This window comes from Enterococcus sp. E5-37 (assembly GCF_035726925.1).
Lineage (GTDB): Bacteria > Bacillota > Bacilli > Lactobacillales > Enterococcaceae > Enterococcus_B > Enterococcus_B faecium.
The window spans coordinates 116478-133374 of the sequence record NZ_JAPMLG010000003.1; the positions used below are offsets into that span (position 1 = coordinate 116478).

17 protein-coding genes are annotated in these 16897 nt (G+C 38.0%); 3 read left to right on the plus strand and 14 right to left on the minus strand.

All coding sequences use genetic code 11. The features are described from left to right. Positions 1 to 12: 12 nt before the first annotated feature. From mutS to OS138_RS03425, 6 genes are all read right to left on the minus strand, one after another. A complete protein-coding gene (gene mutS, locus OS138_RS03400) occupies positions 13 to 2658 on the minus strand; it encodes a DNA mismatch repair protein MutS (RefSeq protein WP_325069718.1) in 2646 nt (881 codons plus the stop codon). Next, complete coding sequence (locus OS138_RS03405; protein WP_002297923.1) at positions 2642 to 3055, minus strand: YlbF family regulator; 414 nt, start codon at positions 3053 to 3055, stop codon at positions 2642 to 2644. Before OS138_RS03405 ends, mutS begins: the two co-directional genes overlap by 17 nt. Further along, positions 3033 to 3830, minus strand: a complete 798-nt coding sequence (locus tag OS138_RS03410; RefSeq protein ID WP_002297139.1) for a TIGR00282 family metallophosphoesterase — start codon at positions 3828 to 3830, stop codon at positions 3033 to 3035. Before OS138_RS03410 ends, OS138_RS03405 begins: the two co-directional genes overlap by 23 nt. Before the next feature lie 407 nt (positions 3831 to 4237). Next, complete coding sequence (locus tag OS138_RS03415) at positions 4238 to 5011, minus strand: Cof-type HAD-IIB family hydrolase (protein ID WP_002332006.1); 774 nt, start codon at positions 5009 to 5011, stop codon at positions 4238 to 4240. 19 nt (positions 5012 to 5030) lie between these two features. Next, positions 5031 to 5666 (minus strand): DNA alkylation repair protein, encoded by a 636-nt coding sequence (locus tag OS138_RS03420; protein WP_002297142.1) that lies wholly within the window; start codon positions 5664 to 5666, stop codon positions 5031 to 5033. Positions 5667 to 5693: 27 nt separating this feature from the next. Beyond that, the gene (locus OS138_RS03425; protein ID WP_072538708.1) at positions 5694 to 6545 is read right to left on the minus strand and encodes a formate/nitrite transporter family protein; all 852 of its coding nucleotides are present in this window, start codon (positions 6543 to 6545) and stop codon (positions 5694 to 5696) included. Positions 6546 to 6806: 261 nt separating this feature from the next. Here OS138_RS03425 and rpsD point away from each other — a divergent pair, with 261 nt between their 5' ends. Then, positions 6807 to 7418, plus strand: coding sequence for a 30S ribosomal protein S4 (rpsD, locus tag OS138_RS03430; RefSeq protein ID WP_002294265.1), 612 nt, complete (start codon positions 6807 to 6809; stop codon positions 7416 to 7418). 139 nt (positions 7419 to 7557) lie between these two features. After that, positions 7558 to 8097 carry a biotin transporter BioY gene (locus OS138_RS03435; protein WP_002297927.1) on the plus strand — a complete coding sequence of 180 codons (540 nt, stop codon included), beginning with the start codon at positions 7558 to 7560 and terminating at the stop codon, positions 8095 to 8097. 70 nt (positions 8098 to 8167) lie between these two features. Here OS138_RS03435 and OS138_RS03440 read toward each other — a convergent pair whose 3' ends face one another. The 6 genes from OS138_RS03440 to OS138_RS03465 all read right to left on the minus strand — a co-directional run bounded on the left by OS138_RS03440 (position 8168) and on the right by OS138_RS03465 (position 12868). Continuing rightward, positions 8168 to 8677, minus strand: a complete 510-nt coding sequence (locus OS138_RS03440) for a QueT transporter family protein (RefSeq protein ID WP_002319451.1) — start codon at positions 8675 to 8677, stop codon at positions 8168 to 8170. A 502-nt stretch (positions 8678 to 9179) separates the two neighbouring features. Next, on the minus strand, positions 9180 to 9941 hold the full coding sequence (locus OS138_RS03445) for a 3-oxoacyl-ACP reductase (RefSeq protein ID WP_325069719.1): 762 nt from the start codon (positions 9939 to 9941) through the stop codon (positions 9180 to 9182). Next, the gene (locus OS138_RS03450) at positions 9938 to 10159 is read right to left on the minus strand and encodes a DUF2829 domain-containing protein (RefSeq protein WP_325069721.1); all 222 of its coding nucleotides are present in this window, start codon (positions 10157 to 10159) and stop codon (positions 9938 to 9940) included. Before OS138_RS03450 ends, OS138_RS03445 begins: the two co-directional genes overlap by 4 nt. A gap of 18 nt (positions 10160 to 10177) precedes the next feature. Next, positions 10178 to 11764 carry a helix-turn-helix domain-containing protein gene (locus OS138_RS03455; RefSeq protein ID WP_002321200.1) on the minus strand — a complete coding sequence of 529 codons (1587 nt, stop codon included), beginning with the start codon at positions 11762 to 11764 and terminating at the stop codon, positions 10178 to 10180. Beyond that, a complete protein-coding gene (locus OS138_RS03460; RefSeq protein ID WP_002294273.1) occupies positions 11764 to 12465 on the minus strand; it encodes an LrgB family protein in 702 nt (233 codons plus the stop codon). The genes OS138_RS03455 and OS138_RS03460 overlap by 1 nt, the downstream gene beginning before the upstream one ends. After that, a complete protein-coding gene (locus tag OS138_RS03465; RefSeq protein WP_002297153.1) occupies positions 12458 to 12868 on the minus strand; it encodes a CidA/LrgA family protein in 411 nt (136 codons plus the stop codon). The genes OS138_RS03460 and OS138_RS03465 overlap by 8 nt, the downstream gene beginning before the upstream one ends. A 326-nt stretch (positions 12869 to 13194) precedes the next feature. Between OS138_RS03465 and OS138_RS03470 the strand changes: the two genes are divergently transcribed. Then, positions 13195 to 13929: an MIP/aquaporin family protein gene (locus OS138_RS03470; protein WP_002290500.1), complete on the plus strand. Its 735-nt coding sequence runs from the start codon at positions 13195 to 13197 to the stop codon at positions 13927 to 13929. A 91-nt stretch (positions 13930 to 14020) separates the two neighbouring features. On the opposite strand, the gene OS138_RS03475 is transcribed toward OS138_RS03470, so the two are convergent. Further along, the gene (locus OS138_RS03475; RefSeq protein WP_325069722.1) at positions 14021 to 15490 is read right to left on the minus strand and encodes a helix-turn-helix domain-containing protein; all 1470 of its coding nucleotides are present in this window, start codon (positions 15488 to 15490) and stop codon (positions 14021 to 14023) included. A gap of 306 nt (positions 15491 to 15796) precedes the next feature. Continuing rightward, positions 15797 to 16894: a DUF916 and DUF3324 domain-containing protein gene (locus OS138_RS03480; RefSeq protein WP_114634890.1), complete on the minus strand. Its 1098-nt coding sequence runs from the start codon at positions 16892 to 16894 to the stop codon at positions 15797 to 15799. Positions 16895 to 16897: the final 3 nt, after the last annotated feature.

The following is a 16897-nucleotide window of genomic DNA, read 5'->3' on the forward strand; positions in this document are numbered from 1 at the left end:
TCCGCCTTCTTCCTACAGTTGTTTTTGTAATTCATATAATGTGTTTAGTGCATCCATTGGCGTCATTTCTAGTAAATTTATTTGCTTCAGTGATTCAATGACTTCTGTTTCATTTTCGGATAATTCACTGAATAAAGAAAGCTGTTGGTTTTCTTCTTTTACACGGTCTTGTATATGGTCTTGATTTACTTTTTCTGCAGGTGGTTTTATTTGCTCCTGTTTGGCTGTTTTAGTTTTCTCTTCTACTTCAGCTGGAACAGTATGGTGTCCGTTATCACCATTTTCTAGCGTATGCAGGATATCTGCTGCTCGTTCTAGTAGATTGGAAGGCAATCCTGCGATCTTTGCCACATGTATGCCATAGCTTTTATCCGCAGGTCCATCCATCATTTTATGCAAGAAGACAACTTCTCCGTCTTTTTCAACGGCTCCAACATGGACATTTTTAAGCTGCGGAAGTTCTTTCTCAAGTACCGTCAGTTCATGATAATGAGTAGAAAAGAGTGTTTTTGCTTGTGCATGACGATGGATATACTCGATGATTGCTTGGGCCAACGCCATTCCGTCATAGGTTGCTGTTCCTCGCCCTAGTTCGTCAAACAAAATCAAACTGTTTGGCGTAGCATAACGCAGGGCTTGATTGGCTTCCATCATCTCTACCATAAAAGTACTTTGTCCAGCAATTAAGTCGTCACTTGCACCGATTCGGGTAAAAATCCGATCAAAAATAGGTAAAACTGCTTGTTTTGCCGGAACGAAACAGCCCATTTGCGCCATCAGAACAGTTAATGCCAACTGTCGCATATACGTACTTTTACCAGACATATTCGGTCCTGTAATCAGCAAGATCATTTCGTCTTCTGCCATTTCTACGCTGTTAGGGATATATTCCTGATGTCCTAATACTTTTTCTACTACAGGATGTCGTCCGTCTTTGATCAGAAGCTGATGCTTGTCACTGACAAGTTCTGGCCGAACATACTGATAGCGTTCGCTGATCGTTGCAAAACTTTGTAGCACATCTACTGCACTGATTGCTTTTGCAAGTACTTGTAGCGGCTGGATAGCCTTTTTGACTTCTTCTCTCACAGCTAAAAACAACTGATATTCTAAATCAACAGATTTTTCTTCTGCTTCGAGGATTTGTGTCTCCAATTCTTTTAGTTCTGGTGTGATGAAACGCTCTGCATTTGCTAAAGTTTGTTTTCGTTCATACTTCTCCAGTTCTGCATTTCCAAGATTTGCTTTTGTAATTTCTATATAATAACCGAAAACGCGGTTAAATCCGATTTTTAAGTTCTTGATTCCTGTTTCTTGACGCTCTTTTGCTTCAAGTTCTGCCAACCATTTCTTTCCGTTTCTCATAGCAGAACGGTACATATCGAGCTGCTCATTGAATCCATCTTTGATGATGTTTCCTTCCGTTATTTGTAACGGCGGATCATCTTGGATAGCTTGGTCGATCAATTGGACGAGATGGTCCATCGGCTGTATTTCTGAAAGCAGACTTTGCCATTGACCTTGATCGATTCCTTCAATCAACCCTCTGATCATTGGCACTTGTTCTAAAGAAGTTTTCAGCTGGATCAAGTCTCGCCCATTGACATTACCGAAAGCTACTCGACCTGCTAGGCGTTCCAGATCATAGACTTTCGTTAATGCTGACTGCAAATCGATACGTTCAAAATAGCTGTCTAGCAAAGAAGCGACCATTTCTTGTCTTGCTTTAATTTGTTTTGCCTGGATAAGCGGACGGTCTAGCCATTGTTTTAGTAAACGGCCACCCATTGCTGTTTTTGTTTCATCTAACAACCATAGAAGAGTGCCGTGCTTTTTCCCAGTCCGAATAGATTGGCTTAATTCTAGGTTGAATTTTGAATAATAATCCATTTTCAAAAAATGATCTGGTTGGTATTCTACTGCTTTTTGGATATGAGCTAAACTCCGCTTTTGTGTCACCGATAAATAAGTCAATAGTTTGCCGGTTGCTTCTTTTTCCAGCGGATCGACTAGTTCGCTCGTCAAAAAGCTAAATTCCGCGTTTTCTTCCATCTCATTTTGTTGAGAAAAGACTAGCCCTAAACGCCCGCTTAGCTGTTCACGAAGGGTATCAGTGATCTCACTGCCTAATACGAGTTCTTTTGTCTGCAATGCAGAGGCTTCATTTAAAACAGCTTCTTCATCATGCAACCGAGCCGTCTTCAATTCTCCCGTACTTAAATCGGCATAAGCAAAGCCAAATTCATTTCCTTGACTAACTACAGCTGTTAAAAAATTGTTGTCTTTTGCCGACAATCCTTTGCTGTCCATGACTGTACCAGGAGTGACTAGCTGGATCACTTCGCGCTTGACCATCCCTTTAGTCGTCTTTGGATCTTCTACCTGCTCGCAAATCGCTACTTTATAGCCTTTTTCAATCAAGGCATCGATATATCCTTGTGCTGCATGGTGAGGTACACCGCACATAGGAATAGGTTCTTCTGCATTTCGATTTCTGCTCGTCAACGTTAATTCCAAAAGCTGTGACGCTTTGATCGCATCTTCGTAAAATAGTTCATAAAAGTCTCCTAAACGATAGAACAAAAAAGCATCTTGGTATTGGGCCTTGATGCTTAGATATTGTTCCATCATAGGAGTATTTTTAGTTTTTTGAGGCATGTTTTTCCTCCTCTATTTGTCCATTGATTTCTTCTTGTATCATAGTTGTTAAATGATGAAGCAGATCATCTGCTTCCAACAGCTGTTTTCTATAAGCTACAACAAGCGGATGCTGATCAAATTCTTGCATGAATTGATCCGCTTGTTTGATTGCTTCTTGTTCTGCTGCTGGTTTGTCATAGTGGGCAAAATGAACAGCATCTTTTTGCGCTTGTTTGATTTTTTCTCTCAACTCAGCTAAATACTGGTTTTGCTGGATCTTTTCTTCAAGTTCTTTGTAGCGAATGATCGTTTCATTCTCTCTTAAAAGTTTTGTCAGTTTCCTTACTTCTTTTTGAATTTCCGGCTCCTGCTGCAAAAAACTGCCTCTCTTTCTACTCCATGAACGGTCGATCATCGTTGATCTGAATCAGCTGGATTTCTTTTGCATGACCTGTCGTATCATCCAATTCCAAGATACAGCCGCTTAAAATCGATCGGCCTTGTTCCACAACTTCAAAACGTTTTGGTAATGCGGTCAGAAACTTTTCGATTACAGGTTCTCTGCGCATACCCAAAATACCATCATAGGGACCTGTCATCCCAACGTCTGTCAGATACGCTGTTCCTCTTGGCAAAATTCGCGCATCATTTGTCTGAACGTGTGTATGTGTACCGACCACTGCTGAAACTTTCCCATCTAAAAACCAGCCCATTGCTTGTTTTTCACTTGTTGTTTCTCCATGAAAATCTACAAAAATGATCGGCGTACGTTTTCTGGCTTCTTCTACCAGCTCATTCATTTTACGAAAAGGATCATCCAAGTCCACCATAAAAGAACGAGCCTGCATGTTGATCACTGCCAGTTCGACTTGGTTCACTTTGACAAAGACCATCCCTTGTCCAGGCGTCCCTTCCGGAAAATTTGCCGGACGAACCATCTTTTTAGCTTCATTTACAAACTCAAAGATTCCGCGGTTGTCCCACGTATGATTCCCCATCGTCACGACATCTACGCCGTCTTGCAAAAATTTTTTATAGATTTTTTCTGTGATTCCACGTCCAGAAGCGGCATTCTCACCATTTACAATCGTTACTTGCGGACGGTACTTCTTCTTCAATCTAGGAAGATATTCAGTAATCATCTCTCGTCCCATTGAACCTACTACATCACCAATAAACAATACCCGCACACTAAATTCCTCTTCTCTTTTAACATCACTCTATATTATAGTTGTTTTCAATAAGAAAGAAAAGGTCAAACAAAAGGAACTCTTTCCTGGTATTTCTTAGTTTTGAAAAATAAAATAAAAAAATGGGACTATGACAAATATCTTGTCACAGTCCCATTTCCCGAATAAACGTTATTCCATCTACTTCTTCAGAAATAAGCCGTAATTTTACAAAAATTTGAGAAGCAATTTTCGTAAATCCCTTCTTATTTCTTGAAACTGACCACTTCTGTCACGACCTCTTCCTTAAACGGTGTTCAAAAGCTTGCATCTGCGGTAATAAGCCCAGAAAAACGAAAAATAGGAGGAGCTATTTTTGTTTGGCTGTTCTTATTACTTGATGCAGAACAGCTTTTTCACAACCTCTTTTAAATCACGCTTAACTCTTTCAATGCCTTCCAAATTCCATCCTGATCGTTTGTATCAGTGACCATCTTAGCTTCTGCTTGTACTTCTGGCACAGCATTCCCCATAGCTATCCCAATTCCTGACATACGCAACATTTCACGGTCGTTTTGTCCATCGCCAAAGCTGATGATGTCTTCATGAGGGATGCCTACTTGTTCTGCTAAGTGCAGAATTGTCGCTGCTTTAGAACCATTTTTAGGTACGACATCTACACTGTTCTCATGCCAGCGGACAAATCGAATTTTATCATATGAAGAGAACTTCCCATCATATGTTTGATCGAAAAATGCTAACGCTTGGTATATTTCTTGTTCCTCTGCAAAAAACTGATCTAATTCAGGCAAGACAGCACCGAAAGAATGCATCGCTTCTTCCATCACCGTTACATCATTGGAAGAAGAACGCTTGATATTGTCTAAGCTGACAAAAGCTGTATCGATCTGCTCATGATGCGCTTCTTGAACGAACGCATCCAACTGGTCGCGATCTAGTAAATTCTTATATACTTGTTCATGGTCTAAAAAACCGGCCGCTCCATTACATAAAATGTAGTTCGTAAAATCAAGATCGCGAATGATCTCTTGCGCATGAAATCGGCTCCGCCCTGTAGCAATCGTGACCAGATGACCGGCTTTACGTAATTTTTCCAATGATTCTCTCGTGCTATCTAAAGCTTGTTTGTTTGAATCTAACAACGTTCCATCAATATCAAAAGCAAATAATTTGCGTCTCATCTCTTGTCGTCTCGCTTTCTTATAAATACTTACTTGCCTCTCGAACAGCTAACTTACTCAAATCTGTTGTCAGCTGTCTTTTTACCCAATCGGCATCGGTCTTACTGTAATCGCGTAATGCCCAACCAATTGCTTTTTGGATAAAGAATTCCTTTGTTTGACGATCTTCGTCTATTGCTCGGATCAATAGTCCTGTGTCTGTTTGCTGTTTATAACCTAATTGCAACGTGATTGCTATTCGACGTAGCCAAAAATCTTCCTTTTTTTCAAACAATTGAAAGACTTCTTCACGCTGCTCTGGGTAGGCTTTACACCATGTGCTGTATACTTTTCTCCAAGAGTCGATGCTGTCCCACCATTCTTTTTTCTGAACTAGTGGCAACAATACGACTAAGTCTTCAAATGTAAGCCGTTTGATGTTTTTCTGGACTAAATCGATCGCTACATACTGATACTCTCTTTCGATTTGTTCATAATAATAATGAACAAAAGCTAAAACTTCAGAAATAGATAAATTTTTGCTCTCATCCAGTAACGGTTGTTGTAAAAGAGCGCGTTCCGGCTTAGGTACTCCAGCAAAGGAAAAAAGATTTTTCATGTACTTTTCCATTTGTAACGCTTTTTCCTCATTTTTTGGAAAAACTAAAACTTCCATGGCACTTCCCCTTTAATGAACGACTTTTTAGTCCACATAGGATGATTTTGACTGATTCAGCCAAGCATATCCCAGTCCCATTACTAAACCGCCACCAATATAATTTCCTGCCAAAGCAAAAAACAAATTATGTAACACATTGCTGACTGTCATTCCATCCATCTGTCCTTGAGAAGCAAAGTAAGCAAGCGTAAAGGCAGGAAAATTCGCTATCACGTGTTCATATCCTAAAAAAGCAAAAATGAAAATGATGAATACGACTGTGATCACTTTCCCGGCATCCTCTTTCATCCGCATGCTGATCAGTACAGCGGTATTGACAACGATATTCGCAAACATCCCTTCCACCAAAATCGTTGCTGCAGGTTTTGCTAGTTTTACTGCTATTGATTCTAACATAAAGTTGTCCAACGTTAAATCTTGAAATGGCGTAGTCATAGAAATAAGAAATCCACATAATATACCGCCAATCATATTGAAAAAAATACAGGCAAATAGAATCTTGGCTGCCTTACTTAAAGCAAGTCTCTGCCGAAAAACACCCACGGTCATATAAAGCATATTCGATGTTCCTAATTCGGCGTTCATGTATAGAATCATGACCAGACCCCAGCTGAACATAAATGCGTATAAAATCTTTCCTAGACCATGCGCGATATCTTCCCCCTTCATCGCGATCGCAAATGCCACAGCCGTTCCTAAAGTCAAAAACAAACAGGCGAGAACCGCTCGAACAGCGTAACGTGAAAAGCTGTTTTCAAAAAGATTCGCCTTCTTTTCAATTGAAGCATCGATTTTCTCAAATAATGGTGATACCGGATTCATTGATTTTCTCCTTAAACTTCCTTCGCTTTTTTCCATTTGCACATACCCTCTCATTTTATAAAGACAGCCTAGATTTGTAAAGCGTTTTTATGTACTAATTATCTTGACATTCGTGGATGATCTATCATATACTGTAATTTGTGTAAAATAATGCAGCAGAAAAATAATAACTCATCCCTAGTTTGTTGCCCCGTCTCGGGTTCGATTGTGTAACCGCGGCTGCAAAGGTGAAGATTGAAGAACAAACTATATGATTATGAATTTTTCAACGGATTATTTTACTCCAAAAACTTATATTCATTGGAGGAAATTTTAATGTCTCGTTATACAGGACCATCATGGAAAATTTCTCGTCGCTTAGGCATCTCATTGTCAGGCACAGGAAAAGAATTAGCACGTCGCCCTTACGCACCAGGTCAACATGGACCTAACAGCCGTGGCAAACAATCAGAATACGGCATGCAATTAACTGAAAAACAAAAACTTCGTCACATGTACGGAATGAACGAACGTCAATTCCGTAACTTGTTCGTAAAAGCTAGCAAAATCAAAGAAGGTAAACATGGTGTTAACTTCATGATCTTACTAGAACAACGTTTAGACAATGTTGTTTACCGTTTAGGACTTGCAACGACTCGTCGTCAAGCACGTCAATTAGTTAACCATGGTCACATTTTAGTTGATGGCAAACGCGTTGATATCCCTTCATACCACGTAGAAGTGGGTCAAGTGATCTCAGTTCGTGAAAAATCACAAAACATCGTAACAGTAAAAGAAGCTGTAGAAGCAACTGTTGGACGCCCAGCATTCGTAAGCTTTGACGCTGAAAAATTGGAAGGTTCATTGACTCGTTTACCAGAACGTGACGAACTATATCCAGAAATCGACGAAGCTCTTGTCGTTGAATACTACAACCAAAGCTTATAATTTCAAAAGCTTTCTTGAAAAAGACCGCTATCTATTGGATAGCTGGTCTTTTTTTATATTTTCTATTTACAAAGCAATCACTTTGTTTTACAATTTCGTTAACCAAATAAAAATATTAAGTTAACGAAAAGAGGACATTATGAACCGAACGTTGAAAGAATTGATACTTGCTGCGGAATTTGCCGCGATTATTTCTGTCCTTTCTCAGATGACCATTCCTTTTGGTTTGGTTCCTTTGACAGGGCAAACATTTGCTATTGGATTAACAGCAACTTTTCTCGGAAGAAAACTAGGATTGATATCTGTTGCAGTTTATCTTTTACTTGGCTTGATTGGTCTTCCTGTATTTTCAGGGATGACTGGAGGTATAGCTGTTTTATTTGGGCCAACTGGCGGATATTTGATTGGATTTCTCTTACAAACGTGGATAACTGGTTGGATGATCGAAAGAACGGATGCTCATTACTTATATGCAATCTTTGCCAATCTAATGGGCTCTCTTGCTGCATTGATCTGCGGAACGATCTGGCTGAAAATAAGTGGTGATCTTACTTTTACAACTGCATTTGCCAGTGGACTACTGCCGTTTTTACTGCCGGAAGCAATCAAGGCAACTGGAGCAGCTTATATCGGTATCTTGATGAAAAAACGGCTAAATCGATTTCTTCATACAAATTAATCAAAAAAGCAGCATGGAAGAAGACTCAAAGTCTTCTTCCATGCTGCCATATTTTAAATTAAACAGATCTTTATTTTGACAAATCCACTTTTTTACCGATCCAATAAATAATTATCCCACCGACAATCATTGATGCCAATTCTCCTAAAGCAATCACCCACCAATTCAAGAAAAAAGGTAGTTGATATAAAATCGTTAGCTGACCAGCTACTGTAAACATGGAAAAAGCAAATACGCATGCTGTCACAGCCATTTTGATTTTCATGTTTTTGATGCGACTAGTGATTTTATAGTTGATAAGCAATACAAGCAGCGTGCTGACGCTTCCTACTACAACATCTATCAGTCCAAGAGGAGAAGCAATATTAGCCAAAGCTACTCCCGCTGTTACCGCGACGATGTATCTTTTGTTATACAAGGACAGATAGTTGAACATCTCCGAGAGACGAATCTGAATCACTCCAAAGCTAAAGACAGACAAAACCAGCGTCACTGCCACATATAAACCAGTGACTAGCGCCATCCGAGTCACATCTGTCGTTGTCCAGCGTTTGGCTGAACGGGTATTATTTTTTTCCATGTTCTATTTCTCCTTTGCAAGATAATTTTATCTTGGTAATGACCGCGACCAAAGGATGGGAAGAAAATTCCAACTGAAGTGTCGCAGAAGGTAGTGAAAAAGCTGCCCTGCAACAAGTAATAAGAATAGTCAAATAAAAATAGCTCCTTATATTTTTCATTTCGCTGGACTTGTTACCGCAGTTGCAAGCTTTTGAACACCATTTATATCAAGAGGTCGTGAAAAAGCTGCCCTGCAACAAGTAATAAGAACAGTCAAATAAAAATAGCTCCTTATATTTTTCATTTCGCTGGACTTGTTACCGCAGTTGCAAGCTTTTGAACACCGTTTATCAAAAGGTCGTGAAAAGCCGCTTAGTTTCGAATATTAACGATTATTAAAAAGAATTTTTTGAACTGGCTGTTCGGCATCGAATGTCGGGAACAGTCATCGACTTTTTTTATCATCAACCGTTGTTTCTCTCTTTAGTTTTATCATACAGAAGCTTGAAAAAAACACAAGGTTATTTTAACAACCATCCGCCGTCGATTGGGATGATCGTTCCTTGTATGTAGCTTGCTTGAGGAGAGGCAAGAAATAACGTCAGCTCAGCTACTTCTTCCGGCTGTGCCCATCGCTTGACTGGTGTTTCATTTACGACCCACTCAGCCATCTCGCCTTTTCCTTCGAAATCAGCCGCATTCATTGGTGTTTGGATGGCTCCTGGAGCAATTCCTTTTACCCGGATACCCTGTCCTGCGTAATCCAGAGCGAGTTGTTTGGTAAATCCGACAATCGCATGTTTCGCGCTTGTATAAGCGATCCCACCTCCACCAGCAATCAAGCCAGCAATCGAAGCCATATTGATAATCGTTCCGCTTTTTTGGCGGATCATATCAGGAAGGATGATTTTTGTCAGCTGATACATGCTTTTCACATTCGTCTCATAAATCAGATCCCACAGCGATTCGTCAGTTTCCATCAAGGGTTTGTAGGCATCCAATATCCCCGCTGTATTCAGTAAAATCGTAACTTCACCAAAACGATCCTGGCATTTCGATACCGCTTGTTGGAGTTCCTTCATTTGTCGAACATCACCTAGTGCGTAGGCAAAAGTTTCAGGAAATCGCAAAGAAAGTTCTTCCATTTTACCGAACTTTTGATCTAATCCAAATACAAAAGCATCTTGTTCAAGAAACGCTCGGGCTTGCGCAGCACCAATTCCAGAAGCAGCTCCTGTGATAAATACAACCTGTTTAGCTAGATCTGGATACTGATTTTTCATTCTACGATCGCCCAATCATCTGCTAAAATATCACAAACTGTAGGAGCGAAGCTGGAAAAACCTTCGTCACTTGTTTTGATCAATAAGTACGGTGTCACTGGACAGCCATCTAATTCATCATCGGATACGAGAACAACGTAAAGTTCAAATCCACTCCATCCTTTACGAATAATCTTTGCACCTTTTTTCAATTCTGGTAAAATTTCTTCAAATGTCATCTTTTTTCTCCTTCTTTGTTATTGTTTTAATAGTTTTTGTTTTTGAATCATTTCAAATTTTTGAGATAGTTGGATGTAATCAATTAATTTTAGTTCTTCGGTCACAATAAAATAGTCAAGATCCGCCCATGGTTTGCGGTGGACTTTACTTGTCGAAATCAGAAGATCAACTTCTCTCCCCCGATAATCTGTTGGCAGAAAAATCAGCTGATACTCATTACGGAAAAATGTCCGTAACCCCTCCTCTAACAGTTGCTCTTCAAATAATGGGAAATCTGTCATTAAAAGAATCGTGATCTTTGGAAGTTGCGGAGTAAAGGCTCCTAATGTTTTAAACACAGTCAGATACCGACCCATCAAAAACGCATGATTTTTAAATGCCAGATGATTGGGATGTTTGTGTCTACTTTCAAAAAAATGTACGAGCCATTGTTTCAATTCCTTGTTTTCAATAACTAAATGATTAATAAAATCACTACTATTTCCATCAATCGTTTCTTTCGCATTAGGAAAAAGATAGGCGAAAAAATGACTGCTGAATAAATAGTTTTCTGCCTCGAAGGTTAGATTTTCTGCTGGCAGCCCCTGCTCTTCCTGATAAAGAGAAAGAGCGGCTTTTGCTTCTGAAAGGGCTGTAAAGGGCGGTGTTTTTGCTTGTTGATGAAAATCAAAAATTTTCTTCCGTATCTTAGGATCACTATAATATTCTTCACGAGTCATCAGTACAAGAAATAATGCGCCTAACTCGTCTTCTACTTGAAAATAATTAGGAAATACCGGCTCCATGACTTGGCAAAATCGCTGGAACAACAGATTGTCAGAAATCAGTCGTCTTTTTTTCTCATTCAATACCACATAATGCTTCTGTGATTTTCTTAAAAAAAAGGCACCTAGCATATATTCCAATCGTCTTTTTTTGATCTCGTTCAGACGAACATTAAAAAAAGCCATGATATGTTCTGCCATATTCTTTACGTCCATTTGAGAAATCGTTTCAAATGGCCAGATTTTCCCTCGAAACAACTGCCAGAATGTCATATGCAAGTAAAGTCGAATGATTTCTTCTTCGCCTTGAGCGATATATGTACCTCGTTGCAGCCGAATTCCGTAAGTTTGCAGTTGCTGTTTCCATTCATTGATTTTTCGATGAGCAGTAGATTCACTAATGTAATGCTTTTGCGCAAATTGGTACATTGTATGGAATTCTTCAAAAAAAATGTCGTGCAGCAACTGGAATTTCAGCGTACTTTGCACGAGATAGATCAAAAAACGCTCATGTTCAATTGAATCGAGCGTATCATAAAAGTTATAACCAGAACGGTGATTTTTTGTAAACAAAGGGTGTGTCTTACCGCTAAACTGCTGATAGTTTTTAGACAGCTCGTTTAGGTATTTCGACACGCTACGGGCATCCAGCTGAACAACTTGCGCTAATTGTGCAGCGGTATGCCAAGCTTGATCCTCAAAACTTTCTAGGAGGAGAATCTTATAATATAGATCTTTATCAAATTGTTTAAGATACTCGGAAGACAAATACACGTCTTTCCCTCCTTTTTTATGCTCGAACGTTTTGGTTATTGTAGCATAAAATAGTGGTTTTCGCATCAAAACAAGCCAGCAAAAGGCTGAAAGAATAACGGTAGCAATAAAACGGTCAATATTCCGTTGACGCATATCGCAAGTCCGGAAATGATTCCTTCTATTTCGCCAATCTCGATTGCTTTTGCTGTACCAATAGCATGAGAAGTACTTCCTAACGCCACACCGCGAGCAACTGGACTTTCGATCTTGAATAGGCGGAAAATATGAGTGGCGATCAGCGAACCAAAAATACCTGTAGAGACAACAATAGCAAGTGTCACGGCATTCACCCCGCCCATCGTATGAGATAAATCGACAGAAATAGCCGTCGTTACAGATTTAGGTAGTAATGAGATCACCATCTCTTTATGAAGAGAGAAGAAATAACCGAACCCTACACTAACCAAGCAATTTGCGACTATCCCTGCTAAAATCGCAGCCATTACAGGATAAAAATTCTCTTTCAGTAAACGGAAGTTTTTGTAAAGAGGGATGGCAAGTGCCACTGTCGCAGGAGTAATCAGCATAGTCAAAAAATTGCCCCCGATATTATAGTCTTTATAGCTGATCCCAGAAAAATGCAAAAATAAGATAATAACAACAATCGATAATACGAGAGGATTCAAAACAGGCAGTTTATATTTCCGCAAAAATTTGTCAGATAATACGTACACTCCTAAAGTCAAACTTAAGCCAAATAATGGATTCACAAAAAACTCAGTCAATTTGATTCTCCTCCATTTCGTTTACAGATACCCTTTCTGCTTTTTTCTTACGGACATAGCCCAGCAAAGCTTCTACACCTTCTGCCGTTTTTCCCGCTGCAACCATCGTGACGATGGAACACACGACGACTGCTCCCAGTAAAACAGGCCATATCGAAGCAATATCATCAAAATATTCCAATAAACCTACACCAGCAGGAACAAATAAAATAGCTAGATTATTCAATAAAAAATCACCAGTTGCTCCGATTTTTTCAGGATCAACAAGATGCATTTCAAATGCTAAAAATAAAAAAAGAATACCTAAGATACTTCCAGGAATAGGTAAATGAGCAAAAATCCGTATGCCTTCTCCTAATACAGAAAAGAAAATAATAATGAAAAACTCTTGAAAAAATTTCATCAAACAACACTCCTTACGTATAGCTTTCATTTTACTAACAAACCTTTTCTGAAAGTTTCAAAACATGCTGTTTCTAAGATACAATTTTTGAGAAAAAAAACGTTTTTTTTTTGGTATATTTATAGTTAAGCTTGGTGATTTGTGGAGAACTTTTAAAAAGAGTTGGAGTTTTACTGTTGGTCTGGTTTCTTATAAGTAATGGAATTCATTTTTTTATTCACATTTGTTAAGACTGCAGAAATCCTTCCGACACGAAACACTGCACCGATGCTTTTCGTGTTGATGTTTCTTTTTTTTTTGCATTTTTATAACTTTTGGAGGTATTTATGGATTACTCACTAATGACCCGTCTTGCGGCGGAAATGATTGGTACAGCATTACTAATCGTTCTAGGTAACGGTGCTGTAGCAAACGTAGATTTAAAAGGTACAAAAGGATATGGCAGTGACTGGATGCTGATTGCTGTCGGGTATGGATTCGGGGTTATGATGCCAGCAATGATTTTTGGTGGAATCAGCGGTAACCACATCAACCCAGCATTTACAATTGCTTTAGCATCTAATGGTCTATTCCCTTGGGCTGAAGTTGTTCCTTATATCATTGCACAATTGATTGGTGCAGCGATCGGACAATTGATCGTAGTGGCTTGTTACAAACCTTACTACGACCAAACAGAAGATGTAAACCATGTGTTAGGTACATTCTCAACAATCAACAGTGTTGGTTCTAAATTCAATGGTTTCGTCAATGAATTCTTTGGTTCATTCGTTTTATTCTTTGGAGCTTTAGGTATTACAAAAGCACCATTCTTCCAAGATAACCTTGGTACAGCTCACTTAGCACTTGGTTTCCTTGTATGGACATTAGTTGCTTCACTTGGTGGTCCTACAGGTCCTGGCCTGAACCCAGCCCGCGACTTTGCTCCACGTCTTGTACACGCACTTCTTCCATTGAAACATAAAGGTTCTTCTCAATGGGGATATGCATGGGTACCCGTTGTAGCACCTATCTGTGCTGGTGTCGTAGCAGTATTCTTATATAAATTATTATTTATGGCTTAATCAAAAGCTAAATAAAAAACTTGGTACAGCGATTATGTACCAAGTTTTTTTATTTTTAGAAAAAGCAGTCGGACTTTCTAAAAGAAGTTCATTATTCGATCCTGTCGATGATTCCTTCAGGAAAATCGTCTATTTGCTTGTCAATTTTGCTGTCTTTGTATTTCTCTTCTTGGATAGTCAACAAAATCTTTGTAAGATTCCCCCAGTCTACTGCTCTTGGCGGATCGAGCCAAACCACTACTTGAGATACACTTTCTTCATATAGGTTATTCCTATTCGTGATTATAACATCCGGAAACTCAGGCTTTCCTGCATCTATCACTTCCGTGTTCAGATTAATGTACAAGCTTAAATTTTTCTTGATAAATTGATTATAGGCAGCACCATAAGAAAAATCGATGATGATTTTTACTGGCTCAGAAACCAGTTGAATGGGTATGTGATTGATCAATAACAACAAATAACTGAAAAAAAGAAAAAATTTATCTTGAAGCAACTCTTTGCGTTTTGACGTTAGATCATTTATATACTCTATCAAATAGCAATAAAATGCTGGATAGTTTTCTCTAAAAAAAGAAACATCAAGTGGAAATTCATCAGCTTTATTAATAGTGTAATGCAAAAGTTTAAAATGTATTTTGGTTAACTCTCTTCGGATCAATTGGCTCGTCTCTTCTCGCAACAGATTAAACTGATTTTCAAAACTTTCAATGAATCGTTCATTCAACCATTCGATTGTTTCATCTTCATTTTTTCTCAAGTATTTTTGATCCAATTTATCATGAAGATAAAGCCAAGAGAGTGTCTTATTGATAAAAATAACGGATTTTTCTCCTAATACTCCTTTTAAGTGGTAAAATCCTATATCAGAAAAAAATAGCGACTGATTGCTAGCAATATCTAAAGAATCAGCTTGTTCAGCCAACAGGTTGATTGCTAAAAAGTGGAATAATTTCTTTTTTTCATAAGCAGACAGAGGATAATACTGTTTTAAATCTTTTAACATTTTTTCTGTTTTTATGATTATAGGTAGCGTATACAATTCCACAGAACTTATCTCTGTTGAGTTAAAAAGATTATATAAAAAAAGCCGAATGTTTTTAGGATTCCCTGTCAACTTTCTCTTTTCAAAAAAAATTTGATATTTTTTAAGATTTCTTTTTAGTCTTTGTAATACTTTATAAGCCACAGAATAACTCACGTGATGCTGTTTAGCAAAATTTTCTACTGAGATATATTTTTCCTGAAAGAAAGCCAATACCATTTTCATAGATAAAGAATCCGTTATATAACGAGATAACAGAGCTTTGCTAGAACATTTTCCATTAATTTCCAGACATATATCCAATTCACTGACGGTTACTCGCAAATTTTTCTCTAGATCGAACTTTTGTAAATCATGTTTCAGCTTATCGATCGTTTTTTTCAAGAGAAATGTCGATAGCGACAACTCTTCTTGAACATTCGATATTGACTCTGATAAATTTGAGCTTGCTTCTAAATATTTAAGTAATGAATAACTTCTGTGATCTTCTTTGCTTAAAAAAAACTCATAATTCATTAGTCATCAGCTCTTTCTACGTATATTACTTTCCATGCATTCACCAACTAGCTGGGGATAAAACTGATTTCCTGGATCCGAGTCACTGTTGTCAGCGATTCTTGTTTGTATAATATACATCGTCCTGTCTTTTTTTTAACATTTTGGAGAGCGTTTTATTTGGCCTTTCTCGCGATCAAACCTGTTATAAGAATTATACCATTTACTAGTATGCATTTTTATTAATAAAATGGTATATTTTATATTATTATAAAAAGAGCCCAACCATCCTACAATAATAAAAATTTACTATTTGTTATCTTAACCTTACTTTTCTTTCTCTTCTTTTTTTCTCAAAACAAACAAAAGTATGCATAATAAAATAAACAATAAGAAAAGTGAAGCTACTAAGATATAAATCCAATTATTATCTTTTTTAATCGTAACGTCCGTCGTGTTCAATTCCTTGGCTACTTTTCCTTCTATTGTAAAATCTTTTTCAAATACCCATTGATTGGTATAGTTGATCGTAGTATTTCCTTTTTTTCTCGAAAATTTTCCATTTTCATTTTCATTTCCTAAAATAGTCATTGTAAGGTGATATTCACCTGGGGTTAGCGGTTGACCATTTAAAGCAGTTGGAAAAGAAAAATTTGTATTCGGAGCAATCTGCAACGCTTCTTTTTCTTCTCGATATAAAACTTTAGAATGTCCTTTTTTTGTAATTTTTGTTTCAATAATTACTTGATTGATGTAAGTTTTTTGATCATTTTGAACGTTTGCTAAGATGACATTTCTTGCATTGATTTGATCTGGTTTAACTTCATGAAGAGTAAGGTTCGGAGCAACTTCGTTCAGTGTCTGTCGCATCAACAAAGCAATAATATAGGTGTATTCATTCTCAATCGATAAGCTTTGATCCTTAGTTTCTGTTTGGTCCTTTTCCGTCTGGATTTCTTGGAATGTGATCCCACCAGCCAATACACCATCAAATCGCTCATTCGGCATCCTGACATGAAAAGCAACAGTTTGGACACTTTTAGGTTTTAGCGTCACTATCTGTGGATAGCTCACATAATCTACCAGATCAAAGATCAGGCTCATGTCTTTTTCAATCTCGTTTTTTCCGTATTCAACCATCACGTTTGAATTGGTGGTTGCGCTATTCACAGAAATATCGATTTTCACTTCTTTTTCTGTATCATTTCTCAATTCCGCTTTTACTTCTACTTCCTGATCCGGATCAAGTTGAAGATCGAAGTAAGTTTTTCTCTTGTCGATTTGATTCTCTGAAGTTATCGGCGTCACTGAAAAATTAAATGCACTAGCTGACACTGATATATTGTTAAAAAGTGCCCCTAAAATAACTAGGAGTGTTATAAATAATTGTTGTTTTGGTCTCAAGAAAATCGCTCCTTTAATCATATG